General features: G+C 63.0%; 18 protein-coding genes and 1 riboswitch. Of the genes, 6 read left to right on the top strand and 12 right to left on the bottom strand.

Translation table 11 applies throughout. From position 1 onward, the window contains the following. Window positions 1-73: 73 nt before the first annotated feature. From FHW96_RS21965 to FHW96_RS21940, 6 genes are read right to left on the bottom strand one after another with little or no spacing between them, the layout of a single operon-like run. The gene (locus FHW96_RS21965; RefSeq protein ID WP_172342709.1) at window positions 74-1,384 is read right to left on the bottom strand and encodes a sugar MFS transporter; all 1,311 of its coding nucleotides are present in this window, start codon (window positions 1,382-1,384) and stop codon (window positions 74-76) included. 11 nt (window positions 1,385-1,395) lie between these two features. Further along, window positions 1,396-2,631 carry a glycoside hydrolase family 27 protein gene (locus tag FHW96_RS21960; RefSeq protein WP_216651010.1) on the bottom strand — a complete coding sequence of 412 codons (1,236 nt, stop codon included), beginning with the start codon at window positions 2,629-2,631 and terminating at the stop codon, window positions 1,396-1,398. Beyond that, window positions 2,628-3,464 (bottom strand): class I mannose-6-phosphate isomerase, encoded by an 837-nt coding sequence (locus FHW96_RS21955; protein ID WP_216651009.1) that lies wholly within the window; start codon window positions 3,462-3,464, stop codon window positions 2,628-2,630. Before FHW96_RS21955 ends, FHW96_RS21960 begins: the two co-directional genes overlap by 4 nt. After that, on the bottom strand, window positions 3,461-4,198 hold the full coding sequence (locus FHW96_RS21950) for a GDSL-type esterase/lipase family protein (RefSeq protein ID WP_172342708.1): 738 nt from the start codon (window positions 4,196-4,198) through the stop codon (window positions 3,461-3,463). Before FHW96_RS21950 ends, FHW96_RS21955 begins: the two co-directional genes overlap by 4 nt. Beyond that, window positions 4,195-5,664: a carboxylesterase/lipase family protein gene (locus FHW96_RS21945; RefSeq protein WP_172342707.1), complete on the bottom strand. Its 1,470-nt coding sequence runs from the start codon at window positions 5,662-5,664 to the stop codon at window positions 4,195-4,197. Before FHW96_RS21945 ends, FHW96_RS21950 begins: the two co-directional genes overlap by 4 nt. Further along, on the bottom strand, window positions 5,661-9,128 hold the full coding sequence (locus tag FHW96_RS21940) for a LamG-like jellyroll fold domain-containing protein (RefSeq protein ID WP_253951143.1): 3,468 nt from the start codon (window positions 9,126-9,128) through the stop codon (window positions 5,661-5,663). Before FHW96_RS21940 ends, FHW96_RS21945 begins: the two co-directional genes overlap by 4 nt. Before the next feature lie 165 nt (window positions 9,129-9,293). On the opposite strand from FHW96_RS21940, the gene FHW96_RS21935 reads away from it, so the two are divergent. Continuing rightward, window positions 9,294-10,565 carry a sugar porter family MFS transporter gene (locus FHW96_RS21935; RefSeq protein WP_172342706.1) on the top strand — a complete coding sequence of 424 codons (1,272 nt, stop codon included), beginning with the start codon at window positions 9,294-9,296 and terminating at the stop codon, window positions 10,563-10,565. A 5-nt stretch (window positions 10,566-10,570) separates the two neighbouring features. Here the strand turns inward: FHW96_RS21935 and FHW96_RS21930 are convergent, their stop codons facing one another. Both FHW96_RS21930 and FHW96_RS21925 read right to left on the bottom strand, forming a co-directional pair. After that, complete coding sequence (locus FHW96_RS21930; protein WP_172342705.1) at window positions 10,571-13,084, bottom strand: exo 1,3/1,4-beta-D-glucan glucohydrolase; 2,514 nt, start codon at window positions 13,082-13,084, stop codon at window positions 10,571-10,573. After that, the gene (locus tag FHW96_RS21925; RefSeq protein ID WP_172342704.1) at window positions 13,072-13,269 is read right to left on the bottom strand and encodes a hypothetical protein; all 198 of its coding nucleotides are present in this window, start codon (window positions 13,267-13,269) and stop codon (window positions 13,072-13,074) included. Before FHW96_RS21925 ends, FHW96_RS21930 begins: the two co-directional genes overlap by 13 nt. Between FHW96_RS21925 and FHW96_RS21920 the strand changes: the two genes are divergently transcribed. Further along, on the top strand, window positions 13,261-14,436 hold the full coding sequence (locus FHW96_RS21920; RefSeq protein WP_172342703.1) for an ROK family transcriptional regulator: 1,176 nt from the start codon (window positions 13,261-13,263) through the stop codon (window positions 14,434-14,436). The two genes, FHW96_RS21925 and FHW96_RS21920, sit on opposite strands and share 9 nt — an antisense overlap. 9 nt (window positions 14,437-14,445) lie before the next feature. Here the strand turns inward: FHW96_RS21920 and FHW96_RS21915 are convergent, their stop codons facing one another. The 4 genes from FHW96_RS21915 to FHW96_RS21900 form a co-directional block, all read right to left on the bottom strand. Continuing rightward, entirely contained in the window at window positions 14,446-15,339 is an 894-nt protein-coding gene (locus FHW96_RS21915; RefSeq protein WP_172342702.1) for an ROK family protein, read from the bottom strand. Window positions 15,340-15,367: 28 nt separating this feature from the next. After that, window positions 15,368-16,930, bottom strand: a complete 1,563-nt coding sequence (locus tag FHW96_RS21910) for a tryptophan halogenase family protein (protein ID WP_172342701.1) — start codon at window positions 16,928-16,930, stop codon at window positions 15,368-15,370. Between the two features lie 105 nt (window positions 16,931-17,035). After that, window positions 17,036-20,050, bottom strand: a complete 3,015-nt coding sequence (locus FHW96_RS21905) for a TonB-dependent receptor (protein ID WP_172342700.1) — start codon at window positions 20,048-20,050, stop codon at window positions 17,036-17,038. Window positions 20,051-20,311: 261 nt separating this feature from the next. After that, window positions 20,312-21,172 carry a Rossmann-like and DUF2520 domain-containing protein gene (locus FHW96_RS21900; RefSeq protein ID WP_172342699.1) on the bottom strand — a complete coding sequence of 287 codons (861 nt, stop codon included), beginning with the start codon at window positions 21,170-21,172 and terminating at the stop codon, window positions 20,312-20,314. Window positions 21,173-21,273: 101 nt separating this feature from the next. Further along, window positions 21,274-21,382, top strand: a riboswitch (TPP riboswitch). A gap of 30 nt (window positions 21,383-21,412) precedes the next feature. Here FHW96_RS21900 and FHW96_RS21895 point away from each other — a divergent pair. Genes FHW96_RS21895 through FHW96_RS21880 form a run of 4 tightly spaced genes read left to right on the top strand, consistent with a single transcriptional unit; the run spans window position 21,413 to window position 25,767 of the window. Continuing rightward, window positions 21,413-23,716 carry a TonB-dependent receptor gene (locus tag FHW96_RS21895; RefSeq protein WP_253951142.1) on the top strand — a complete coding sequence of 768 codons (2,304 nt, stop codon included), beginning with the start codon at window positions 21,413-21,415 and terminating at the stop codon, window positions 23,714-23,716. Between the two features lie 4 nt (window positions 23,717-23,720). After that, window positions 23,721-24,842 (top strand): phosphotransferase enzyme family protein, encoded by a 1,122-nt coding sequence (locus tag FHW96_RS21890; RefSeq protein WP_172342698.1) that lies wholly within the window; start codon window positions 23,721-23,723, stop codon window positions 24,840-24,842. Further along, complete coding sequence (gene pnuC, locus FHW96_RS21885; protein WP_172342697.1) at window positions 24,842-25,405, top strand: nicotinamide riboside transporter PnuC; 564 nt, start codon at window positions 24,842-24,844, stop codon at window positions 25,403-25,405. Before FHW96_RS21890 ends, pnuC begins: the two co-directional genes overlap by 1 nt. 2 nt (window positions 25,406-25,407) lie before the next feature. Further along, entirely contained in the window at window positions 25,408-25,767 is a 360-nt protein-coding gene (locus tag FHW96_RS21880) for a hypothetical protein (protein WP_172342696.1), read from the top strand.

Below are 25,767 nucleotides of genomic sequence, written 5' to 3'. Positions count from 1 at the left end.
CTTGCGGGTAGCGGTTACGACAATGTTCGGCCCCGGGCCCAGGCGTCGCTTTGCGCGCCGCCGCGCCGAAACCTCAGCGCTTAACGGCGCCTTTTGACGGCTTATGGGTATAATAGCCGAAATAGGCGATGACCGCATAGCACGCGGCGGGCAAGGCCAGCGCCAACGACAGGCTTGCGGTGACATCGGCCAGCGCCCCGGTCAGGATCGGCACCACGGCGCCGCCGAAAATGGCGATGTTGATGATGCCCGAACCATCGGCCGCCCGGCGCCCAAGTCCTTTGCAGGCGAGGCTGAAGATGGTGGGAAACATGATCGAATTCATCAGCCCGACCAGCAGCAGGCTGGCGGCGGCCAGATGGCCCGATGCATTGGCCGAAATCAGGATCAATGCGATGGCGCCCACCGCATTGCAGGCCAGTACCTTGCCCGGAGACACCGCCCGCAGCACCGCCGATCCGATAAAGCGGCCAACCAGCGCTCCGCCCCAGTAATAGGGAATGTAAAGGCCCGCCCCGACATCATCGAGGCCCAGCACTTTGGGCTGTTTGAGATAGTTGACGACCAGCGAACCGATCGACACCTCAGCCCCGACATAGAGGAAGATGCAGAGCGCGCCCAGACCAAACCTTTTGTCGCGAAGCAGGGTAAAGCTGGCGGCCAGCGACGAACTTTCGTGGTGTTCCTCTCTCAGGCGATGCCGGTTGGCCCAGACCACTCCCGCCACCACCAGCAACGCCAGCGCCAGCATGGTGTAAGTATGCACCACGGTTTGGGTTTCGGCCATGCGATAGGCCGCCAGCGCGGGTCCGGTGAGGGCATCGGCTTTGACCGCCTTGAGATCGCCAAGGATCAGGCTGGCGCCCACGGCGGGAAATATCACTGTGCCAAGGCTGTTGAAGGCCTGCGCAAAGGATAGGCGGCTATGCGCGGTCTGCGCCGGGCCGAGCAGCGAGATCAGCGGGTTGGTGACCACCTGCACCACCACCACGCCGCTGGCCAGCACGAAGAGCGCGAAGAGAAACAGGCCATAGGTGGCGCTTTGGGAGGCGGGGATGAAGAGCAGGCAACCGGCCATCATCGTCAGCAACCCCACCACCGCTCCCCGCATATAACCGATCCGCTTGACCAGCGCCGCGCCTGGAAGGCCCATCACGGCATAGGCGGTGAAGAAGCAGAACTGCACCAGCATCGCCTGCGTATAGCTGAGCGTGAACAGATCCTTCAGCTTGGGGATGATGACATCGTTGAGGCTGGTGATGCCGCCAAAGATGAAGAACAGCGCAAGGACGAAGACGCGCAGTTCGGGGGCGTCAACATGGGTGCCTTCCGCCTCCTCGGCTCGCAGGTCGCGGTCGGCGGACAGATTGGGGGCCAGTGCCATGGGGGCCTACCTTATGGCTTGGGTTCGAGGATAAAGACCTGCGCATCACGCGGGGCCACATGCAGAGGCAGGGCACTTTGCGTGTCGCCCACGCGCTTGCCGGTCCAGGCGTCGATCAGGTTGAAATGATGTTCTCCGATCTTGGCGAAGGCCTGGTTCAGATCGTCGCCAAGCGGCTCCTTGGTCCAGTCCAGCACATGGCTTTGCGCCACGGACGAACGGTTGAGCACGGCAATGGCCCAGCGATGGCCCGAGAGCGGCCGTGCCCAGATTTCCATTTCGGCGCCGCGCTGCCATGCAAAGCCCTGAATGCCCAGCGCGTCCTGATCGATGGCGACAAGGCGCGGGTTGGTCAGGATGCGGGTGATCTCAGGCTTCAGGCCCGCAATATCGGCCCCCACGATCAACGGGGCGGCCAGCATCGCCCACATCGCGAAATGCGAGCGGTTTTCGTTGAGATCAGCAAGATTGCCGACCTCCAGCATATCCGGGTCGTTCCAATGCCCTGGCCCGGCATAGCGGCGCAGGCCTTCCTGCTTGTCGAGGATCTCCATCACGCCCAGACTGTTCCAACTGCCATGGCCCAGTTTGCAGGACCAGCAATTGGCGATATCGCCCGTGGTGCGCCACAGATTGCCGATGCCGGCGGCCCATTCCCAAGGCTTGCTGTCGCCCCATTCGCAGATGGAAAAGACGATGGGCCTGCCTGCCTGATCCAGCGCGGCGCGCATTGTGGCATAGGCTTCGCGCGGGTTGCGCTGGGCCGCGCCGGTGCCGGTGTTGCACCAGTCATATTTCAGATAATCCACGCCCCAGCGGGCATATTGCGCGGCGTCCTGAAATTCGTGTCCCTGACTGCCCGCGCGGCCGCCACAGGTTTTCGTGCCCGCGTCGGAATAGATGCCCAGTTTCAGCCCGCGCGCATGGACATAATCGGCCAGCGCCTTGATGCCCGAGGGAAAGCGCACCGGGTCGGCCTGAATGAACCCGTCCTTGCCGCGCTCGCCTTGCCAGCAATCGTCGATATTGACGTAGGCATAGCCCGCGTCGCGCATCCCATTGGCCACCATTGCATCAGCTACGCTGCGGATCAGGCTTTCATCAATGCGGCAGCCATAGCGGTTCCAACTGTTCCAGCCCATCGGTGGAGTCTGGGCCAGCGGGGTGGCGCTTTGTGCAAAGGCGGGCACACAGGCAAGAAGGGCCAGCAGCGCGGCGAGAAAGGGACGTAAGCAAAGAGATCTCACAGGGTTTCTCCCGAATGGATCGGTTGAGCGATCAGGAAGCGCGTGGCGGGTGCGATGACCAGAGCGCTTAGGTCGGTGACAAGAGCACAATCGCCAGGGCTGGCGAGGCAATCACCCGCGCGGAGAGCTGCGTTGAGAGGAATGATGAGCTTGGGTTCCGAACCATAGGCCGCCAGCGTGGCGGCCAGGAGCGGCCCTTCGCACAGATCGAGTTGGAACAGCGGCCCTTCGACCAGCGACAGGCTCCCGCTTTCGGGCAGCACCTTGTGCATTCGGGCCATGTCATAGGTTTCGGGCAGGGCTACCGCCAGACCTTCGTCCAGATGCAGCGCCCTTGGGCGGCCATAGTCATAGAGGCGATAGGTGATGTCGCTGTTCTGCTGGATTTCCAGCACGGTCACGCCCGCGCCGATGGCATGGATAGTGCCCGCCGGGATATAGAAGAAATCGCCGGGCCGGACCTGATGCCAATCCATCATCGTCTCGATCGAGCCGTCGAGCGCGGCCGCGCGCAGGGTCTCGGCATCGGCGGCTTCGCGCAATCCGATGCCCAGTCTTGCGCCGGGCTGCGCCTCGACGACCAGCCAGCATTCCTCCTTGCCCTGCGCGCCCAGTCCTTTGGCGAGGGCTTGGGCATCGCTGGGATGGACCTGAACCGAGAGTTTTTCGCTGGTGAAGATATATTTCACCAGCAATTCGCGCAGCGACGGCGGCGGATCGAACCAGATTTCGCCGGTCTTGTCCCCCGGCGCAGGGGTAAAGGGCGCGGGCAGATCGACGCGGCCCCAAGGCTTGTCCACCGCGATGCGCGGCAGAAGTTGAAGCAAAGTCATGCAAGATCCAGCTTGGCAAGGATGGGAAGCAGCACGCCGTTCATGGCCGTATAGCCGGCAAGGGTCGGATGGACGCCATCGACGGCCAGCCCTTCGCGCATCCCGCCATCGGGCCCGGCAAGGACCGGGTGATAATCGACCCACACATGGCCATGCGCCCTTGTATAGTCGCGCAGCCAGATATTATGCGCGGCAATCGGGCCTTTGGTTTCCAGGCCCGGGCGCCACGGAAAATTACCCGCTGGCGGTATCGAGGCCAGCAGCACACGGATATGATGCGCCTTGGCCAGCGTGGCCATCGCGTCCAGATTGTCGCGGGTCATTTGGGCGGTCATGGGGCCGGTGTTGCCCGCGATGTCATTGGTGCCCGCCATGATATGCACCGCGCGCGGGCGCAGCGCGATCACGTCCTGCATCATGCGCAGCAGCATTTGCGGCGTGGTCTGTCCGCCGATGCCGCGATTGACGCGTCCGGCAGGGAAGAATTCCGGGTTCTTGTCGCGCCAGCCCTGCGTGATGCTGTCGCCCATAAAGACGATGCGTGTGGGCGCCCTGTCGGCCAGCAGGCGGCGATTGTCCTCGCCATAGCGGGCCAGCCAGGCGAAATCGGTATGGGCGCGGGCGGCTTCGGGGCTTTCGGCTGGGGCGGACTGTGCCCATGCCGGGGCGGCAAGGCCAAGCGGAGCAAGTGTGCCCAGACCTTTGAGTATGGCGCGGCGATGGGTGGGGGTCATGGCTGGATCATCCATTGGCAGGGGGATGCCTCCTGCGTCTGGACCGACGCGCCCGAGGCGGTGAAGAGGACATGCTGTCTGTTTATTAGGCCGAACGCGGGCCATGGCGGGCGGGCGCCATCGTTGGGATCGCCGCTCTTGGCAAAGTTTAGCCAGTAATCGGCCAGCGAGAGCGAGCCGAAACGCGCATCACTCAGCACATAAGGAATGTCGGAGCCGTGGAAGGACAGGCCACCGTTCGCGGCCAGATCGAACTCATAGCGCCAGACCTTGGCTCCAGAGCGTGAGAGGACATCGGCCCATTGCCCGGCGGGACAGCGGAACAGGATGTCGGTGGCGATGCGCAGGTCGCGATTGCCCAGACGTGGATCGGCGGGGGGCTCGCTTTGATCGAGGTGGTAAAAGGCGCGGGCCTTTTCGGCATTGGGGCCAAAGGCGGCATCAACGCCCGCATCACGATGAGGGCGCCCGCCCGGCAGGCCGAATTCGGCGCGGTTCGATCCGATAATCACCGGCCGGGGCGGAGCATGGGCCAGCAGCGCGGCGGGCGTATCGGGGAGAACCATGCCGTCGATGGTCGTGCGCAGCCATAGGAAATCATCGCTCTCCAGCGCCGGATCATGAAGCGCCTTGTCCGCCTCCAGCAGCGCATGGGCTGATGCGGCGCGCAGGGGTTCCATGCTTCCATCCGTGCCCAGCACGGCGTCAAGCTGATCGCCCAGCCGCAGGGCCTCGGGAAGCGGGCGCCATGACAGGCCGAAGGAGGGCGTACCGCTTTGCAGAATGGCGCGGGCGAAAAGCCCCTGCGCCCCCGGCGCGGCCAGCAGCAGACCGACATCCTGCGCCCCGGCAGATTCACCAAAAATCGTCACATTGGCCGGATCGCCGCCAAAGCGGGCAATATTGGTCTGAACCCAGCGCAGTGCGGCGATCTGGTCCATCAGCCCATAATTGCCCGCATGTCCTCCCTGCTCGAAGGCCAGCGCGCGATGGGGCAAGTTGCCGAAGATCCCCAGCCGATACTGGATCGCCACCAGCACCACCCCGCGCCGCGCCAGAGGCGACAGCACCGTATCGCCCGCAGAGCCTGCCCGGTTGCTGCCCCCATGAATCCACACCATGACCGGACGCTTGCCTGTCAGCGCGGGCGTGGCGATGTCCAGCGTCAGGCAATCCTCAGACGCGCGGACATAATCGGCATGGTTCCAGCCATAGTCATTTTGCAGGCAGGAAGGGCCTGGTTTCGCTGTATCGCGAAGCCCTTTCCATGGTTCGACCGGGCTGGGCGCGCGCCAGCGCAGCGCGTCCAGCGGCGGCGCGGCATAGGGAATGGCTCGGAAGATCTGCGTGCCATGGGCGTCGGTGCTGCCCTGAACCGCGCCGCCGGTAATCGCCACCGAGGGCGGTGCGGCCTGCGCGCTCCCCGCGCCCAGCAGCGCCGCCAGCCATAAGGCGCGCCATCTCATGGCAGGCGCGCCTCGGCCTCAACCACATTCCATCCGCGCAGCGCCACATGCGGCGCAGGGCCTTTGCGCGCGGGATAGCGGATGGTGATGGTCTGGCTCTGTCCGCCGGTCAGCGAGACGTAATTGTCGCTGTAATAGGCGGGCAGGATGCGCTCGCCCTTGGCGTCAAGCAGAGTGAGTTTGGCGGCAAGCGCAGGCGTGGCGGCGGGGTTGGTGATGGCGACGCGCAATTCCTGCTCGTCGCCGATTGTGGCGGGCGCGGACAGTTTCGCACGCAAAGCCACCTTTGGCATGACATCCAGAGCGCGATAGCTGGCCTCATCCCGCCCGCGCCAGTAGAAATTGGACGACACGAGGCGCCCCGAAGCATCGCTCAGGCTCTGCGTCACCAGCACCATCGGATGATCGGTCAGCACCTTGTCCAGCGGCAACGGGGCCAGCATCGTGTCGGCATTGGCCGAAGCATCGAGCCGGTCGGTGCGGGCGAAAAGCTCCTTGCCATCCAGTCCCAGAATACGGCTGGTGGCTAAAAGGCCGGAGGCGGGCTCGCGGGTGGTGTTGATCACCACAACTTCATTGCCGGGCAGGTTCAATTGTATATGGACCGGCTCGGACGCTTTGGCGATGCCGTAATAGGCGGCATGGGTGTCGTAATCCGAACTGTAGATCTGCCATGCGTTCGAGGTCCATGACGGATGGGTCATCCACAGCAGGCGGCCCGAATTCTTGGTCCAGAGATGGCCGAGGAAGCCCTCGAACATGGCCTTGTGGCCTTCAAGGTTCATCATCTGCGCCTTGCGTTCGAAATCGGCAAAGCTGGTGGCCGGGCCGAAACGGGTGTTCAGGCTGGCCATGAAGGTCTTGGTGTCGCCATTACCGGAAAAATGCCAATCGTGATAGGCCAGCGTGTCGCTGAGCGGCCATTGATCCGCCTTAGGCACGTAGGCTGCAATCGCCTCACGCGTGGCCAGCGAAGGCGTGCCGGTCTCCACCGAAAAGCCGGTGGCCAGATCGGTGAAATAGGCCTCGGGCTGACGGTAATTATAGGGACCGGAGCCTTGCAGGTTTACCGTGTTCGAGCTGCCCGTGAACCAGCGCGTGCCGTCGAGGCGGAAGAGCAGATCGTCCAGCCCTTCATTCAGCATCGGATAGGGCACGCCCTCGTTCCGCCCGAACCACACCACGATGGAGGGATGGTTGCGATAGCGCTTCACCGTATCCTCGGCATTGGCCAGAAACAGCGCGGGATCTTGCGGCTCGACCTGAAAATTCTGGGTCGATTGCCAGAAGTCGTTGAGCACCATCATGCCATATTCGTCAGCAAGGTCGAAAAATTCGTCCTCGGTGTTGTTGCCCATCCAGTTGCGGATGATGTTGAGATGGGCATCCTTGTGCAGGCGGAAATAGGGCTCCAGCCGGGCGCGGTCATGGCGCTTGAGCGCGTCATCCATGCCCCAACTGCCACCCCGCGCGGCGATCTTTACGCCGTTGACGCGCAGGGTCAGATGCGGTTCCGGCATCGTATCCTCCGCCCCCAGATCGCGTACCGCCGGGGATGTCTCACCTGCCGTCGTCAGCGATTCCACCCAGCCCTTGGGGCTTTCTTTGATCGCTTCGTGGCGCACATCGATCAGCTTGACGCCCGCCTGTCGCCCATCGGTGGGTTGTACATTGACACGACGCAGATGGCCCGCACTGTCCATCAGTGAGAGGTCATAGGACACTTCGCGTATGCCAAAGCGGGTTGTTTTGGTATCGGCACTTTGCCCATCCACACTGGCTTCGAGATGGAGCGTGTGGAGCGCCGGATCGCCATAGCCATTGGGCCACCACAGGCGCGGATTTTTGACATGGAGCGCGGCAAATTCGGACGGTGCAAAGCGTGCCTCACTCTGGCCGGATGGGGCGGTGATCTCGCGGCTGACGCGCACATCGTCGAAACTGGCGGAGATGGTGACGCGGCGGGGTTCCGCATTGTCGTTGATGACCGGCACGGTGATGGAAATGTCGGCCGCATCGGTGCGCGGCAGGGGAAGATCGGTGATGATCTGCGGATCGCCAAGGCGTACCGGGCCGGTGGCCTGAATTTCGACATCCTGCCACAGGCCGGTGTCGCGGTCGCGGATGCCGGGAATCCAGTCCCAGCCCTCGGTGGCGATGAAGGTTGGGCCGTCGATGGCCAGTTGCCCTCCGTTTTCGCCTACGCCCGCGCTGATCGATTGTTCATGCGGCGTGCCGGGATGCGGAGGCGGGGACACGCGAATGGCTACGGCATTTTCGCCCGCCACCGCGTCGAAGGTGAATTGGCCCCGTGTGAAAGCGCCCTTCGTGCCCCCTGCGCGCGCGCCGTTGATATAGACCTCGCTTGCGTAATTCACCCCGTTGAGGGCAAGTGCAAGGCGCTTGCCGCTGGCTGCGGCGGGCAAGGTGAAGCTGGCGCGATACCAGTAATCCTGCCGGGCAAGGCTTTCCGGGATTTTCAGATTGTTGAGGCCGAAATAGGGATCGGGATAGACGCCGCGATCGATCAGCGTGGTCAGCACTGTGCCGGGAACGGTCGCCGCGCGCCAGATGCCTGCGGGCTTGCCGGGGCGCGACAGGGCCGCGCCATCCTGCGCCACATCGGGCGCGGCGGCCAGTTGCCAGCCATTGAGCCGCCAGCGGTCGGGGGCGATGGGCTCCATCGAGGGGCGGGGAGTGACAGGTTTGGCGATAGGCGCGGTGCCTTCGGCCTTGGCCATGGGCAGTGTCCAAGGGTCCTGCGGGCGCCAATAGCCGGTGTTGGCGGTCTTCTGAAATTCCCAGCCCACGCCCACTTGCCACATATGAACGAGGTCAAAGGCGGGGCGGGCGGCGGCCTGTGCGGCGATGGTTTTGGCGCTGGCTACCCAGGGCGTGACTTGGGCGGAGACGAGCGATCCGTTGAAATGGATCTGGCCGTTTTGCACCGGGGCGATATGAATTTGTCCGGCAACGGGTTGCACCGGCAGCGGCCCCGAGGCGACCATCTGGCCATCGACATAAAGCTGGGTGCCATCGGCGCTCAGCGTGGCGGCGATATGATGCCACTGGCCTTTGGCGAGCGGTTGGGCGGCCAGCAGCCGATGCGACGCATCGTCCGATTGCAGCGCTGGACGTCCGTCGATCAGCATAAGGCTGCGCGTCGCCTCGGAAAGCTTGCCCAGCACGATCAGGCCCACGGTGCCGTGTTCGATTTCGGCAGCATTGACCCAGGTCGATATCGTCATGTTCGATCCGCCGGCCTGCAGATCCGAAGGCGGCCATTCGCGGTCAATGCCGATACCACCTTGCAGGAATGTCGCATTATAGGGGCCGAGCGGTTGGGCCGATGCGGCTATGGTCACATCGGCCATAGCAGGCTGGACAATCGCGGGCAGAGAAGAAACAATCGCGCAAAGAGCGACGCTGCCAGCCCTTTTCCGGCCGAATCTACGCAAAACCATATTACTCTCCCATGTCCCCGCGCCTGGCGCGGCGATCCGGACGCCATCTGTCCCGATGGGCATCACGCTTGCAAGCCTAGCGAATTTATTTATTAATGCAAATTGAAATAATAAAAGGATGCCTGCCTTATGCCCCTTTTCTCCTTCCCCCGATCCGGGCCTTCGATGGCCGCGCGCTGCGCGATGCTGGCCAGCATGGCCGGACTGTTGTTTGGCATTGATACAGCTGTCATTTCCGGCGTCACTCAGGCGTTGCAAAAAGTCTTTGCCCTCAGCCCGCAGGATCTGGGGTTGGCGGTGTCGGCGGCTTTGTGGGGCACGCTGGTCGGGGCGGCCCTTGCGGGACGGGCGGGTGACGCCCTGGGCAGTCGTCGTCTGCTGTTGTGGGTCGGTTGGCTCTATGTTGTCTCGGCTCTGGGGACGGCGCTGGCCAATGGGCTGGTGAGTTTTTGCCTGTTTCGGCTGCTTGGCGGCCTGGCAATCGGCGCATCTTCGGTTGTGGCCCCGGTTTACATTTCCGAGATCAGCGCCCCTGCGGTGCGCGGGCGGAGAGTGGGCATGTTCCAATGCGCGATTGTTTCGGGAATTTTGCTGGCCTATCTCTCGAATGCGCTGGTGGCGCGGGGCGGGTTTGGCGCGATGGAGTGGCGGATCAAGCTGGGGCTGGCCGGTGTGCCCGCACTGTGCTTTGCTGTGCTGGCGCCATGGTTGCCCGACAGCCCGCGCTGGTTGCAGGCACGCGGGCGCAATGCACAGGCGGCGGCCGATCGGCTTCGGCTCGTGCTGGAACCGGCCGCACCGGTGATGCAGGACGAGCGTCTGTCATGGCGGCTGCATCGCAAACCGATCCTGCTGGCGCTGGCGATCGGGGCGTTCAACCAACTCTCGGGGATCAACGCGATCCTTTATTATCTCAATGACATATTTGCCGCTGCCGGTTTTTCCGGCTTTTCCGCCGACACACAGGCCGTGGCGGTCGGCCTGGCCAATCTGCTGGCGACGCTGGCGGGCATGGCGATGATCGACAGGCTGGGGCGGCGTCCGTTGCTGCTGGCGGGGGCGCTGGGTACTTTTGCCGCGCTGGTCGGGGTGACGATGATTTTTGCCGGCGGTCAGGGCCGGGAATGGCTGTTGCCGCTGCTGGTGATGTTCATCGGCTTTTTCGCCGTCTCGCAAGGGGCGGTCATCTGGGTGTATCTGTCCGAACTCTTCCCCACCGCCGTTCGCGCGCGCGGTCAGGCGCTGGGCAGCAGCACTCACTGGGTGTTCAATGGGGCGATCAGTTTCATCTTTCCGGTGCTGGCCGCGCAAGGCCCGGCGCTGCCTTTTGCGGGTTTTACACTAGCCATGGCGGTGCAGGTTTTTGTAGTCTGGCGCTGGTTTCCCGAAACGCGTGGCGCCTCGCTCGATGATCTGGCGAGGCGCCTTGCCGGTTAGACCGCTTAATCCTTCGCGCAGGCGAGGATCGTATCGGCTTCCATCCCCAGCTTCACCTCGGCAAGGCTGAGGCTGGCGGGGCCGGAGGTTTCGAGAGCGAAGGGCATGTTGACCTTTGCCAGATCGGCCCCGCCCGCGCGGAAACATTTGAGCGGCACGCCGATGCGCCGCCATTGGCCGATGGGCATTCCTTCCAATTTGCCGGCATCAACATAGGCCATGCTCGCAACCGAACCCATGGCGATCCGTACCGGCATGGCCGGGGCCTGATCGACGCGCACAGTTGCCACCAGCAGCATTTCGCCATTGGTTTGGCGCGAGAGGTCGGCGGCGGCCTGACTGGTGATCGCGACCGAGGCGGCGCCTTGCCCGGTGATGGTGAAACGCCGTGCGCCTTCCTGTACGATGTGGTCGGTGGCCGCGACAGTCACGCGCCCGCCCGCCGAAACGGCGGGCACCGTAGTGATCCTTGTGCTGCCCGCAGACTCGCGCATTTCCAGCGACCAGCCCGGTCCGGCGATGCCTTTGTTCAGATAAATGTCCGCGCTGGCTGTATCCTCGGCTACCCCGGCTTCCTCACTCAGTTTTTTGAGGCTACCCGGTTCTTTGCCGGTCAGGCCATAGCCCAGCGGAAAAAGCAGCGGGCCATCGGGCCGCGCCGTGGCAGGCCAGGCAAAGGGCAGTCGCCCGATGAAATTTCTGGCTGGCCCCTGCGCCGGGCGCAGCAGCATATCGGCCACGCCGCCGCCTTCCGAACCGGGCAGCCATGCCACGACAAAGGCATCGGCGGTGTTGAGTTCGGGGTTCGTCCAGAGCGGACGCCCGGTCAGCATTACCGCGATCACCGGAATCCCCTGAGCTTTGAGCCGCCGCATCGTTTCCAAAGGCGTGCGCTGATCAGGTTTCAGGCGCAGAGTGGAAATGTCGCCCTGAAATTCGGCATAGGGCGCTTCGCCAAAGACGACGATGGCGGCATCGGGGCGCGGCCCGGTGAAGCGGCCATCGGGTGAAAATGTTGCTTGTCCGCCCGCATCGGCGGCGGCTTGGCGCAGGCCTTGCCAAAGGGTGGTTGCGCCGGGGAACATGGCGGGGCTTAAGCCGGTGCCCTGCCATGAAAGAGTCCATCCGCCCGATTGGCGCGCGACATCATCGGCCCCATCGCCCGCCACCAGAATGCGCGAACCGGGGGCAAGGGGAAGAATGTTTCCGGCATTCTTGAGCAGAACCAGCGATTTGCGCACCGCCTCGCGGGCGATGGCGCGATGGTCTGACGCGCCCAACAGGTCGAAACGCCCGGCATAGGGGCGCGAGGAGGGGCGCCCGGCCTCGAACAAGCCCGCGCGCATTTTGACCCGCAGCACGCTGGCGACTGCTTCATCAAGCCGCGCCATCGGCAGGGTGCCGTCGCGTGCCTGCGCGTTGAGGCTGGTATAGAGCGCCTTCCAACTATCGGGTGCCATCAGCATGTCTATACCTGCGGTGATCGCGCGCGGACAACTGGCATTGCTGCATCCGGCTACTTGCCCATGGGCGTTCCAATCGCTGACCACCAGCCCGCCGAAGCCCATCCGTTGCTTGAGCACATCGGTCAGCATACCGTGGTTTCCGGTCATCTTCTCGCCGTTCCAGCTTGAAAAACTGGCCATGATCGAGAGGACGCCCGCATTGATGGCCGCGACATAAGGCGTGCCGTGGATGTCGCGCAGTTTTTCCTCGCTGATCTGCGCATCGCCCTGATCGCGGCCCTGCGCCGTGCCGCCATCGGCCAGAAAATGTTTGGCCGTGGCGATCACATGCGGACCGGCCAGAATGGGGCCGCTGTTCGGCTTGCCCTGCAATCCCTCGATGAAAGGCCCGGCATAGCTGGCCACCAGCGCGGGATCAGAGGAATAGCCTTCAAAGGCGCGGCCCCAGCGGGTGTCCTGCGGCACGGTGATGGTGGGGGCAAAGGTCCAGTCGATACCGGTTGCACGCACTTCGATGGCGGTCGCGGCCGCAATGCGGCGGATCAGCGCGGGATCATGGGCGGCGCCCAGCGCGGAATTGTGAGGGAACAAGGTGGCCCCGATGATGTTTGAATGGCCATGGACGGCATCGGTTCCCCACATCACCGGAATGGCGTGACCTCCGGCCGAAGTGTCCATCGAGGCGTCATAAAAGGTGTCGGCCAGCTTGAGCCATTGCGCGGGCGGGGCGTAATCGTCGCCACCCGGCCCGGCATTGCCCCCGTTCAGCACCGAGCCGAGATGATAGCGCCGCACATCCTGGGGGGTGACGCTGGCAATATCGGCCTGAAGGATCTGACCGACCTTTTCCTCGATGCTCATCGACGCCAGAAGCGAGCGGATTCGCGCTTCCATTGCCGGATCACTGCGCCAAGGCCAGTGGGCGGCGGGCCAGAGCGAAGGATGGGCCGTGGCCGCAGGCGGGGTCGTGATCTGATCCTGAGCGGCGGCGTTGGTGCTTGCCAGACACAGCGCGGAAAGCGGCAGGGCAAGGCCTGACTTCAAGCGGAACATGAAGGATCTCCCATAAAGAAAAATGTTTGAATTAATATTTTGTGGCTGGCCTTTGCCTGTGGCAAAGCGGACATGATGAATGCGGGGCGCATGGGCGTGGCGATCGCGCTGCCTTGAAAGGATTTTTGGATGATGGCTGGGCTTGCTCGTATCTTTTCAAATGGATGGCCTGCCTGATGACGCATAGTCCGATCCGCCTGTCCGGCACCAATCTGGAACGCGCCGCCGACCATAATCAGCGTGTGACCCTGCATGCCATCCGCGTGAACGGCCCGATCACGCGGGTCGATCTGGCGCGGATCACCGGCCTGACGGCGCCCTCCATTGCCAATATTACCAAGCGTCTGGCCGCTGAAGGCCTGATCGAGGACGCCGGGCAGATCCGGGGTGGACGCGGCCAACCGGCCACCAAGTTGGTGGTCAACAAGGCGGCCTGCTATTCGCTGGGCGTCAATATCGACCGCGATCATATCACCATCGTGCTGGTCGATTTCGCGGGCGAAGTGATGGCGCAGGCTACGCGCGATATCGCCTTTCCCAAGCCTGAAGATGTGCGCGATCATTACCGTGTGTCGGCCGCCGAACTGGTGGCGCAGGCCGGGATCGATCCGGCATTGCTGGTGGGCGTGGGGGTGGCCATGCCCGATGATTTCGGGCTGATCGACTTGCCCGGACGACCCGAGGATTTCGCGCTCTGGGAAAGCACGGATATTGCCTCGCTGCTTGTCGAGCCCTTTGGCCTGCCGGTGTTTGTAGAAAATGACGCGGCGGCGGCGGCCATGGGGGAACAACAGCTTGGCCATGGGCTGAAAGCGGCCAGCTTCTTTTATCTGCTGATCTCTTCCGGCCTTGGCGGGGGGCTGGTGATCGACGGCAACTATATTCGGGGCGCGCAGGGGCGCAGCGGCGAAATCGGTTTCCTGCTCGAACGAGGCACAGGCGAGCAGATCCAGAATCTCGTCTCGCTGTCGGGCGTCTATCGTTTGATGGCGGGCGAGGGGCTGAAGCCCGCCGATCTGCGCGGCGATGAGGCCGCGCTGATGCAGGTGCGCCGCCGCTGGATTGATATGGCCAGCGATCAACTGGTCGAACCGCTGGTGGCGGTCAGTTGTCTGATCAACCCGGCGGCGGTCATTATCGGCGGGCGCCTGCCGGGTGGCTGGATCGAGGATCTGGTCCATGCGCTCAACACAAGACTGGAAAGCCATCGCCATCATGTCCCTGTGCTGGCCCCGGTGATGAAGGCCCGACTGGCCGAGGAGGCGCCTTCGGTCGGGGCTGCTGTCCTGCCCTTCAGCCATTTCCTGTTGCCCAAGGCCACGGCCTTGTGGAAGGGATCGACGGAAGGATAACAGGCGCCGTCAGCGCGCCTGCTCCTCCATCGCGTTGAGGCCCAGCGCGATGGCCCCCAAGGGGCCGGCCTGATCGCCAAGACCGGGAGCCAGAATGAAGGTTTCCTTCGGCAGCGGAATATAGCCTGCCACGCTGTCGCGGACATGGCGTTCGATCATCGCGCGCAGATGGGGCTGGCCATTGGCCACGCCGCCGCCGATCAGGATTCGGCGCGGGCCGGTGGTCATCAGCATGGCGTGGCACATTTGCGCCAGCGCATGGGCCACGCTGTCCCACAGGGGATCGTCGGCAGGGATGTCATGCACATGATCCTGGCCCAGCCGTGCCTTGATGGCAGGCCCTGCGGCCAGACCTTCGACGCAATCGCCGTGATAGGGGCAATGGCCCGGCCATGTGTCGCCAGCCAAACGGGGGACGCGGATATGGCCCATCTCGCAATGGCCCAACCCGCGCGTGGCATGACCATTCACGATCAGGCCGACCCCCACCCCGGTGCCCACGGTGACATAGGCGAAATCCTGCAGCCCCTGCGCCGCGCCCCAGCGCTGTTCGGCCAGAGCGGCGGCATTAACATCGGTGTCGAAATGGCATGGCACGTCGTAAGGCGCGCAAAGCGTATGAAGCACATCGGTGTCGCGCCAGCCCGGCTTGGCGGTGGCGGTGATATGGCCGAAATCGGGCGTGCCCGGCGTCAGGCCCACCGGGCCGAATGAGCCGATGCCCAGCGCGTCAAACGGGGCCTTTCCCGCCCAACCGGCCAAAATGGCGGAGAGCGCGGGCAAAGTGTTGTCGGGCTGCGTGGTGGGCACGGTGGTCTGTTCCAGCACATGCCCTTCGCCATCGCCGAGTGTGGCAACGCATTTCGTGCCGCCCAGTTCAATGCCGGCAATGCGAAGTGTCATAAGGTATTCTCCAAGGGGATAAGTGTGGTCAGCCAACGCCGAAGGGCGCGGCGGCGCGGGCTGTCTGTGGGGCAAGCCGGGCTAGAAAATCGCGGGCAGGGCGGGCATGGGCGGCAGCCGCCCTGATCGCCTCGCGCATATGGTCGAGGGCTTCGACGACCTGCGCATCGTTGAAATAATCGGCCATCGGATCATGCGCGGCAGGCATCATGCCGAAACCGGCATACATGCTCAGCCAGCTTGGATCGAAAAAGGCTTCCCATTCATAGCGCACCAGTTTGCCACGCGCGCGCCAGAGGGACAGCTTATGGGTCAGCTTTTCAGGCAACGGCGCGCCGCGCATATGGTCCCACAGCGGTTCGCCATGGCGGCGATTGGCGTGGTAATGCAGGATGAGAAAGTCGCGGATGCGCTCATATTCCAGCGTGGTGGCGCGGTTGAATTCATCCGCCAGCGCAGGGGCGCAGGTCCGGTCGGGAAACAGATCGACGAGCTTTTCCAGCGCGGTTTGAATGAGCGTGATCGACGTGGATTCCAGCGGTTCAAGAAAGCCCGCTGCCAGCCCGACGCCAACGCAATTGCCCCGCCAGAAGTCCCGCCTGTGCCCTGCGCCAAAGCGGATCAGGTTGGGTTCGGCCAGGGCCTCGCCTTCAAGATTGGCGCGCAAAGTGGCAACGGCTTCATCATCGCTGATATGGGCCGAGGAATAGACATAGCCATTGCCCACGCGGTGTTGCAGGGGAATACGCCATTGCCAGCCCGCCTTGCGCGCGGTGCTGGTAGTATAGGGTCGGTCAAAGCCGCCCGCGGCTGCGCAGGGCATGGCCACCGCCCGGTCGCAGGGGAGCATGTCGGTCCAGTCCACCCATGAACTGCCCATGGCTTCGCCCAGCAGGAGCGAGCGGAAACCGGTGCAGTCGATGAACAAATCGCCGGTGATGGAAAGGCCGCTCTGGGTTTCGAGCGAAGCGATATGGCCGCTCTGTGGGTCGATCACCGTGCGTGTAATCACATCGTCGATCAGCCGGACCCCGCGCTGACGGCCCAGATCGCGCAGCATGGCGGCAAAGCGTGAGGCGTCGAAATGGACGGCCCAGTCGAACACGGCCAGATCATTGACCGGATTGTCCACCGGCAGCATGAAGGCGCCGTTGCGGGCCATTTCGGTGCAAAGACTGTAATCGCCCAGATCGCGCCCCAGCCCGGCATGGGCCAGCTTGAGCCAGTAGTGGTGAAAAGGCACCCCGCGCGAGGGTAGACCGTAAAGACCGAAAGGGTGGAAAAAGCGCGTATCCTCGCCCGCCCATCCGGCGAAGTCTATGCCCAGTTTGGGCGTGCCTGCGGTCGCGCGCAGCACATCGAAGTCATGCAGACCAATCACTTTGAAGAAATCGCGGATGGCCGGAACGGTTGCCTCGCCCACGCCGATTGTGCCGATGGCGCTGGATTCAATGACCGTGACGGCAATTCCCCGGCCTTCCAGCCTTGCGGCCAGATAAATGGCCGCCATCCAGCCCGCCGTGCCGCCGCCCGCCACCACTACCGAGCGGATTGCGCCGGGAGGGGCGTTCTGATGATCGAAGTCTGGCATCGCGGCGCTCCTAAAAACCGGGCCTCAAAAAAAACGGGCGGCTTTGCGTGGCCTATACGGCGCTGCAAGGCCGCCCGAAGGGGAGGGGTTGGAGGGTGGAGAGCGTTAGAACCTTGCGCGGGCGCCGATCTGGAAGCGGCGTTCGTAGAGGTTGTTAAAGGCCTTCAGATCCGGCCAGACGAGGAAGTAATGTTCCGATTCCTTGGTCAGGTTCGATCCTTGCGCAAAGATCGTCACCTGCTTGTTCACATCATAGGACACCGAGGCGTCGATGTAATTGGTCGGCGCCTGATACAGTGTCATGCCCGCGATACCGGCAAAATCGGACTGTTCGGCGCGCTTGGAGCGATAGTTCCATGCCACGCGCGCCTGAAGGCCATATTTTTCATACCAGACGGCTGCGTTGATCTGATGCTTGGAGTTGTCGTGGAACGGTTCCTTGGCGCCCGACAGGTCGTAATTGCCCGAGGAGGAGTCCGAATAGGTGTAATTGGCGTCGATGCCAAAACCACCCAGCCAGCCCGGCAGGAAGTCGAAGCCATATTTGCCTCCCACTTCAACGCCTTGCAGCTTGCCGCCCTTGCCTTGCACATTTGTGGTGATGGGCACGGTCGAGCGTACGACGCCGTCGAGATCGGGGATGTTGTTGCGCATCACCGTAGCGCTCTGGATAAAGCTCTTTACGTCGATGCGGAACAGCGCAAGACTGATCACGCTGGTGCGGCCAAGATAATATTCCAGCGACACGTCATAATTCGTCGAGCGCCACGGATCGAGCTGCGGGTTGCCGTTCGAGCTGCCGCCCGCCACATGGAATACCGGCGGATTGGTCGTGGTATCAATAGCATAGTTCAGGTTAAGCCCGCCGCCCCACTGGTCGAGGTTGAGCGGGGTCATGTTCTTGGCCACCGCCGCGCGCACCCGCAGCTTGCTCGTCACATCAAGCGAGGCGTTGAAGGCGGGCAGGAAATCGGTGAAGGAACGATCCGTGATCAGCGTGCCCGCATCGGTGTTGGGCAGGCCATAGGGCTGGGGCGAACCGGCCAGATGCTGGATGACATGCAGGCGCGTGTTGATGATGCGCAGGCCGCCATTGGCGTGGAAACCCATCGAGCCGATCTCACCGGCATAATTGAGCTGGGCAAAGCCCGACCATTGCTTGAACCCGACCGAGAAGGTCTGGCCCGGCTGCACGAATTCCTTGTTGCCCGGATAGAAGCTGTTCTGGAAAGCCAGCGGGTCGCGCATCGCCATGGGGTTGATCGTATAGATCGAGCCGACCCCGCCAACCGGCAGGCTGGATTGCGTAAGCAGGCCCGACAAGCTGGGATCGGTGGCAAGGCGGGTCAGCCCGGCGGTCAGATACTGGCCCGAACCATTGGTGGCATAGCAGGAAGGATCGTTCATCTGAACGTCGAAGGCCTTCCACTTGACATAGCAACCGGCCGGGTTTGACGCGCCATTGCCGCCATAAAGCGGAGCAGCGCGGTCGAACACGGTCTGCTGCGCGCTGCGGTCGCCATAGCGCAGGCCGAATTCGACGTTGAAGCTGTTGTTGAATTCATAGGCGCCGTCCAGACGCAGGACCTTCATGTCCGCATTCGAACGCTGGTTGCCTTCCGACGAAATCGTCTTGAGCGCATAGGCGCTCTTGTTGCCCAATTCGTTGGTCAACTGGCTGGGCAGCGCGAAATTGACCGAGGATCCGGTATAATCAACCGTCGCGGGCAGGGTATTATAGGTATAGCCCAGAGGGTTGAAGGTGCGATTGCCGCCCAGCGAGGCCGGATAAGTGCCTACGCCGTTGAACCATTGCGTACCGTCCGACAGCGAGAATTGCGCATAGCTGTTGTCGAGCTTGTAATTGGCCTTTCCATACACGCCGCGCAGCGTCAGCTTCAGCTTCTCGCCCTTATAACGCAATTCGGCGTTGAGATTGGTCGAGTCCGAAATGGCGCGGTTGAGTTCGGAATAGCTGTCGAAATTCTGCAGCGTGTAATTGTACTTTTGCGTCGTGTTGAAATGGAAGCCGTTGATCAGCGATCCGGTGTCGCGGCTCTGCCCCGGCACGAAATCGGCGGCCTGCCAGTTGACGCCCTGCATCTGGAAACCAGAGGTGCCGGTGTACTGGTTTTGCTTGGTATAGAAACCATCGGCCACGAATTCGAGCGTATCGCTCAGATGCGCCTGAAACGATCCGTTGACGCCGATGCGCTCGCGTTCCGTCACGCGGTTCCAGCCGGTATGGGCCTGGGGCGAGAAGAAGGAGTCGGTGGCGGTGCCATTGCCGTTGACATCGATGCCGCCGGGCACGTTGGTGCCGCGATTGGGATTGTCGAAGCGGAAACCGCCATAGCCGGTGGCGTTGGCCAGCGATTCATCGGCCAGACGCCCGCCATAGTCGCGCTGGATACCCGAATAGGAATTGCCCAGATGGTCCTTGGAATAGGCCGCCGAGAGCATGAAGCCGACATTATCATTGCGCCAGGACACCAGCCCGTTGAAATGGGGATCGAATTTCTTGGTGTTCGAACCCGATCCGCCATCGACAGAAATCGCGCCATGCACGCCGGATTTCAGATCAAAGGGGCGGCGCGTCTTGAGGTCGATGGTGCCGGAAATGCCCGCCGAGAGCATCGATCCGGTCGAGCTTTTGATGACGCTGGCGCCAGAGAAAAGCTGCGAGGGGATGTCGGTGAAATTGGGCTGGACCGAGGTGATCGACCCGGCGCCAAGGAAGGCTTCGCCATTCATCAGCGTGACCACCTGCGGCAGGCCGCGCACGTTGACCGTGCTGCCTTCGCCCGCATCGCGGCGGATCTGAACGCCGGGAATGCGCTGGAGCGAGTCCGAGATGGTGGCGTCGGGCAGCTTGCCGATATCCTGCGCCGAGATCGCATCGACAATGCTGGTGGCATTGCGCTTGATGCTGACCGCGCGCTCGATGGAGGCGCGGATACCGGTCACGATGATGCCGGGGGCGTCCGGGTCAGGAGCAGCGGCGGCTGGGGCCGGGGCGTCGGCCGCAAGCGCGGTTCCGGGCATGAAGGTGGGCAGGGCAATGGCAAGCGCGGAAACGGCGCAGGACAAAACACCAGACCGGTTGGCCTTTGATCGCATGGGGATTCCTCTCCTGGGGCGAGCCTTTTTGGAGACTCATTAAAGCAATTTGTTTTATCTATTTGCCTCAGGCGGGCTTGGTCGTCAAAGGAATTTTTTAAACCTTAAATTATTATTTAATATCAGTAGTATAGGATTATTCTTGCGCCACCCTCCGCGATCAGCGGCATCCCCGCCCCCGGATCGCCTTCTCTTCGGCGGCCGGATTTCGCCCACCTGAGCTTCACACGAAACAGGATCAAGATCAGGTCTGAGAACCCATCACCCGTCGATAGCTCGGCGCAGTTTGACGGAGGGAGGCGCCCCAACTCGTTCCAGCTTATCAAGCGTCGCGCGGGCCATGGCCCGATAGGCAGGCAGCATCTCCGGGCAATCCCGCTCCAGCGCCGTTATATGGCCGCCGATCGTCTCGCCGTCGCCGCGCAGCAGCGGCCCCGACAGCGCATCGAAACCCATGGCCAGACTGTTATCCAGTGCCGCCCGCACCAGCGGGGCCAACAGCGCCGCCCCATCGTCCACCCCGGCAAAAGCCAGCGCATCCATCGACCCGGCCATCAGCGTGACCAGATGATTGGCCGCATGGCACAGCGCGGCGTGGTAAAGCGGGCGTTGCGCCTCGGCAATATCGACCGCCACGCCGCCCAGCGCTGCAACCAGCCGGTGGGCGATGGCGGCGGCATCGCGCTCGGCGGTGGTCACGGCAAAACGGGCGCCCGCCATGCGGCGCAGTTCCGCAGGAGCATCGCCGGTAAAGGTCATCGCCGGATGGATCGCCGCTGTCCTCGCGCCGCGCAAGGCAAGCGGTTCGAGCGAGGCCAAACCAGAGCGCCCGCTGACATGGAAGACGAAGCCCGCGCCATTTTCCGGCCACACGGCAGCCAGTTCGGCCGTGACGCTGTTCAGCGCATCATCCGACACGGCCAGCGCGATCACATCGCAGTCTTCGGCCAGTTGCGCCACACTCTGCGCTTCCTCGCCGCCCATCCGCCCGACATGCTCGCGCAAGCGGCCCCAGACCATCAGCGGCAGCTCCGACCATTCCGTCAATCCCAACGCCAGCGCGCGCGCCACGCGGCCTGTGCCCAGAATACCGATGCGATGAAAGCGGGGTGTCTGTGTCATGCCCGAACTATATGGCCTGCCCGTCCAGCCCGCCAGTGGCTCGGGTTGCGGCTTTTCCTGCGCAACAGGTCTTTTCACCGGCGCTAAGAAGGCCTAGAGGGCGCTCATCCCCGGGGGGCCGCTATGCGCGGCTGAGAGGTGGTCAGCAGACCACGACCCGCTGAACCTGATCCGGTTGATACCGGCGTAGGGAGGGTTGGCGGCAGGTCCGTTGTCTCTCCCCATGGAGTGCGAGAGACAATGATGCCCGATATGATCCGTATGCGTTTGATGGGTTGCAGCGCGCTGGCGCTGGCCATGGCCGGTTTTGCGACGCAGGCTAAAGCCGCCGAAACGCCCGCCGATGCCAATGCTATCCGCGTCATCGGCCATCCCGACCCCGAAGGCCTTCTGCCCGATCAGAGCATGCCTAAGGCGATCAGCGCCATTTCCACCGCCTTTATCAGCAAGCAGGCGCCCACGCTCAACGCCTTTCAACTGGTCAACCTGCTGCCGGGCGCGAATGTGTCCTCCAGCGATCCCTATGGCCTCTCAACCAGTTCCAGCCTGACCATGCGCGGGTTGGGGCAGGATGAGATCGGGGTGCTGATGGAAGGTGCGCCGCAGAATGACATCGGCTATTACTATGCCTATCCTTCGCAATTCGCCGATGCCGAGAATGTGCGGCAGGTGGCATTGGCGCAGGGCGCGGTCGATCTGGATTCGCCGGTGCTGGGCACGGCGGGCGGACTGCTCTCGCTCAGCCTTGATGATCCGGCGAAAAAGCGCGGCGCTTTGGTCGATTTCTCGCTGGGTTCCTATAAAGAGCGGCGCGCCTTTGTCCGGTTTGACACCGGCCTGATCGGCAACAGCGGAGTGCGCGCCTTTGTTTCCTATTCGAACAACCGGGCCGATAACTGGCGGGGGGCGGGCTATGACCTGCGCAACCATGTTGACGCCAAGCTGTTGAAGGAATGGGGCGAGGGCAACCGGGCCAGCCTGGCTGTCTCGTTCAATTCGGCCAAGACCTCGGCCTATCCCGGCCCGACGCTGGCCGATTGGCAGACCTATGGGCGCGGGTATAATTTCGAGAAGAATTACACGACCGGCGACACCAATTACTGGCGTTTCTATCGCGCCCCTTTCCGCAACATCTATCTCTCGGCTCCGGTCCATCTGCGCTTCAATGACCGGCTTAGCCTCGACACCACCACCTATCTGCAATGGGGCTATGGCAATTCGCCCTATGGCACCCAACTGGCCGCCACTGGCAATTACCTTGGCACCGAGGCGCTGACCCAGCCGATCACGCTGCCCGGTGCGGATGTCAATGGCGTGGCCACGGTGCTGGGCAACTGGACCGGCAACCAGTTTCGCGGGGGCAATGTGACCAAGCTGACCTTGCAGACAGGCGCCCATCGTCTGACCGCGGGAGTTTGGTTCGATTACGGCAATGACCGCGTGATACAGTCTTACACCTCGGTGGGCGCCGATGGGCAGGTGGCCGACGAATGGGGCTATCAGGACAAGGCCATCCGCACCGCCGATGGCCGCCTGCTCGCCTATGAGAATGCGCGGACGCTGACCATTTCCAAAGCCTTCTTCCTTGCCGACAGCATCGCGCTCACCGACCGGCTGACCGCTGATGTGGGCTTCAAGGGCGTCGATGTGCTGCACAGCGGGCGCAATTTCCTGCCCGGTCCGCAATCGGGCGTGCATTTCGACAGTTTCGCCGCGCTGCCCCGCGCCGCGCTGCATTACCGGATCGACGAGCGGCAGCAGATGTTCGCCAATATTACCACCAATTTTCGCGCGCCCAATGAATATACGCTCTACAACACCTATGATTATGGTGAGATCAGTACGCAGGGCACGACTGCGCTGAAGAATGAATATTCGGTGTCGCAGGAACTGGGCTATCGCTATATCGGGCCGAACCTGTCCTTCTCGCTGACGGGCTTCCATTACCATTTCCGCAACCGCCAATTGTCCACCGTGATCGACAGCGGCGGTGCGCTGGTCTATTCCACGATCAACGCGGGCAGCCAGACTTCCTATGGCCTAGACGGCGAGATCGACTGGCGCCCGGCCAAGGGAGTAAGCCTCTATCTCTCGGGCGAATATCTGCACACGCGGATCGACAGCGATCTGGCCGTGGGCAATGACTGGCTGCCGACCAGGGGCAAGCAGGCTGTGTCCAGCCCCAGCTTCCAGTTCGGCGTGGGCAGCACCTATGATGACGGGCGTCTGTTCGGCAGCACCGCGCTGAAATATGTGGGCCGCCAATATTCCACCTTCATGAATGACGAGAGCATCTCGGCCTATGCCACGCTCGACCTGTCGGTGGGTATGCATCTGGCTGAATGGATCGATGGCAAGCGGACCGACCTGCGGGTGAATGCGATCAACATCACCAATCCGCGTGTTCTCTCGGGTGTGCAGAGCGTGGGCCTGAATGCGCAGGATACGATAGGGCGCAATGGCACGGTCATTTCCGGCGCGGCGCCTGCCTATTACATCGGCAGCGGGCGCGCTTTCGTGGTGACGCTGGCGCGCGCGTTCTGATGGCATGAGTGGCGCGGCGCATCTTGTCCACGGCATGGGGACCGAGTTGGAGGCCCCCGTCTGGCCCGCGATCACGCCTGAGGAGGCGGGCGCGGTGCTGGGCCATTTCGCGCAGGCGGGGCGTCTGATCGCGCTGCACTGGCATTCGCCGCGCCCCTTTTCGGCGGCCACGCTGGTGGAGGCTGAAGGGGGAAGGTTTATCCTCAAGCGGCACCACAGGGATCTGCGCTCGCTCGATGCCTTGATGCAGGAGCATGGCTTCATCGCCCATCTGCGCACTGCGAGGGTGAATGTACCCGAGGTGATGGAGGCCGAAGGCTGCACCGCCATCGCGCGGGGCGAGTGGACCTATGAGTTGCACCGTCTTTCGCCCGGTCTGGACCTGTATCGCGAGCGGCACTCGTGGACGGGCTTTCTCTCGGTCGGCCATGCCAGTGCGGCGGGGCGGGCCTTGGCTCGCCTGCATCTGGCCGCGCGCGATTATGCCGCCCCGCCGCGAGGGACCGATCCGCTGATCGCGGGCTGGACCATCCTGCCCGCACCCGATCCGATGGCGGCGGTGCAGGCCTATGTGACGGCAAGGCCCGCGCTGGCGCAATTTCTGCAGGATCGGCCATGGCAGGAGGAACTGGCCGCGTTGCTTTGTGCTGTTCCGCCGGGCTTAGTTGAACTGCCCCCCCTGTGGACCCATAATGACTGGCACCCGTCAAACCTGCTCTGGACGCCGGAAGGAGAGGTCGCGACTATTTTCGATTTCGGGCTGGCCACGCAAAGCTGCGCGCTGCACGATCTGGCCACTGCGTTGGAACGCAGCGCCATCCCATGGCTGGAGATGCAGGATGGCGCGGCGATCAAGGGCGACGCGCAAGCCGCCCTTGGGCTTATCAGCGCCTATCGTGAAGTACTGCCGCTGAGCCTGGTCGATATTGACACGCTGATCGGCCTTCTGCCGCTGGTCCATGTCGAATTTGCCCTGTCCGAAGTCGATTATTTTGCAGGCTTGCTGAATGATCCGGCGCAGGCCACGTTGGCTTGGGAAGGCTATCTGATCGGCCATGCGCGCTGGTTCTCTTCGGCGGCAGGGCAAGCGTTTCTGGAGGATCTGCGCCGGGGGGCGGGGGCCTGATGTCGGCGCTCGAAATCGTCGCGGTGGCGATCAGCTTTCTCGGCATCTGGCTGACGGCCCGGCGCGCGATGCTGTGCTGGCCTGTCAATCTGTTGGCCTGCGCGCTCTATTTCAAACTGTTCCTCGACGTGCGTCTCTATTCAGACATGGTGCTTCAGGGGCTGTTCGGCATGGCGATCATCTATGGATGGTTCGCATGGGCGCGCGGGCGGGGCGATGATGGCCGGGTGGTCGTGCGGCCCTTGCCCATGGCGGAGGCGGCGGCAGGGCTGGCAGCAGGTGCGCTGGGCGCGGTGGCCATCGGCTGGTTTACCAGCCATTATACCGATGCGGCCCTGCCGTGGATGGATGCCGCACTCAGCAGTTTCAGCCTTGTCGCGCAATATTGGACCGCGCGGCGACAGGCGGCCAACTGGCTGCTGTGGATCGCGGTCGATGTACTGTATGTGGGCATGTTCGTATTCAAGGACCTGTGGCTGACGGCAGGGCTATATGGGGCGATGGTAGGGCTGGCGGTGCTGGGCTATCGTCGCTGGCGGCAGGAAAGCACAGGGGGCAATTGAGCATGGCGGATGGGGAATGGAATGGTGATGCCGTGCGAGGCTGGCTGGAGCGCCGAATTTCCGCATCGCAGACCGATCAGGTTCGTGCAGAGCGGGCCGGGCGCGACTATGAGGACGATTACGACAAGGCGGCGGCCGAGGAATGGGTTTGCCGTCAGGCGCTGCGCCATCCATCGACCGGGGATCAGGCGGATTTCGGTAAATATCTGAAAACCGTGCTGGACCGCGATGAATATAATCGAACCGGCGTTTACAGCGAGCGCCGGTTTGAACGTGAGGTCAAGGCCTGTCTGCGCAAGTTGATGAAGATGACAAAGGCCAATGAGGGCTTTGCCAATACATCACACTTCCAAAAGGAGTAG

The sequence above is a fragment of the Novosphingobium sp. SG751A genome, assembly GCF_013149295.1.
Lineage (GTDB): Bacteria > Pseudomonadota > Alphaproteobacteria > Sphingomonadales > Sphingomonadaceae > Novosphingobium.
This window is presented reverse-complemented; position numbering and strand designations above follow the sequence as displayed.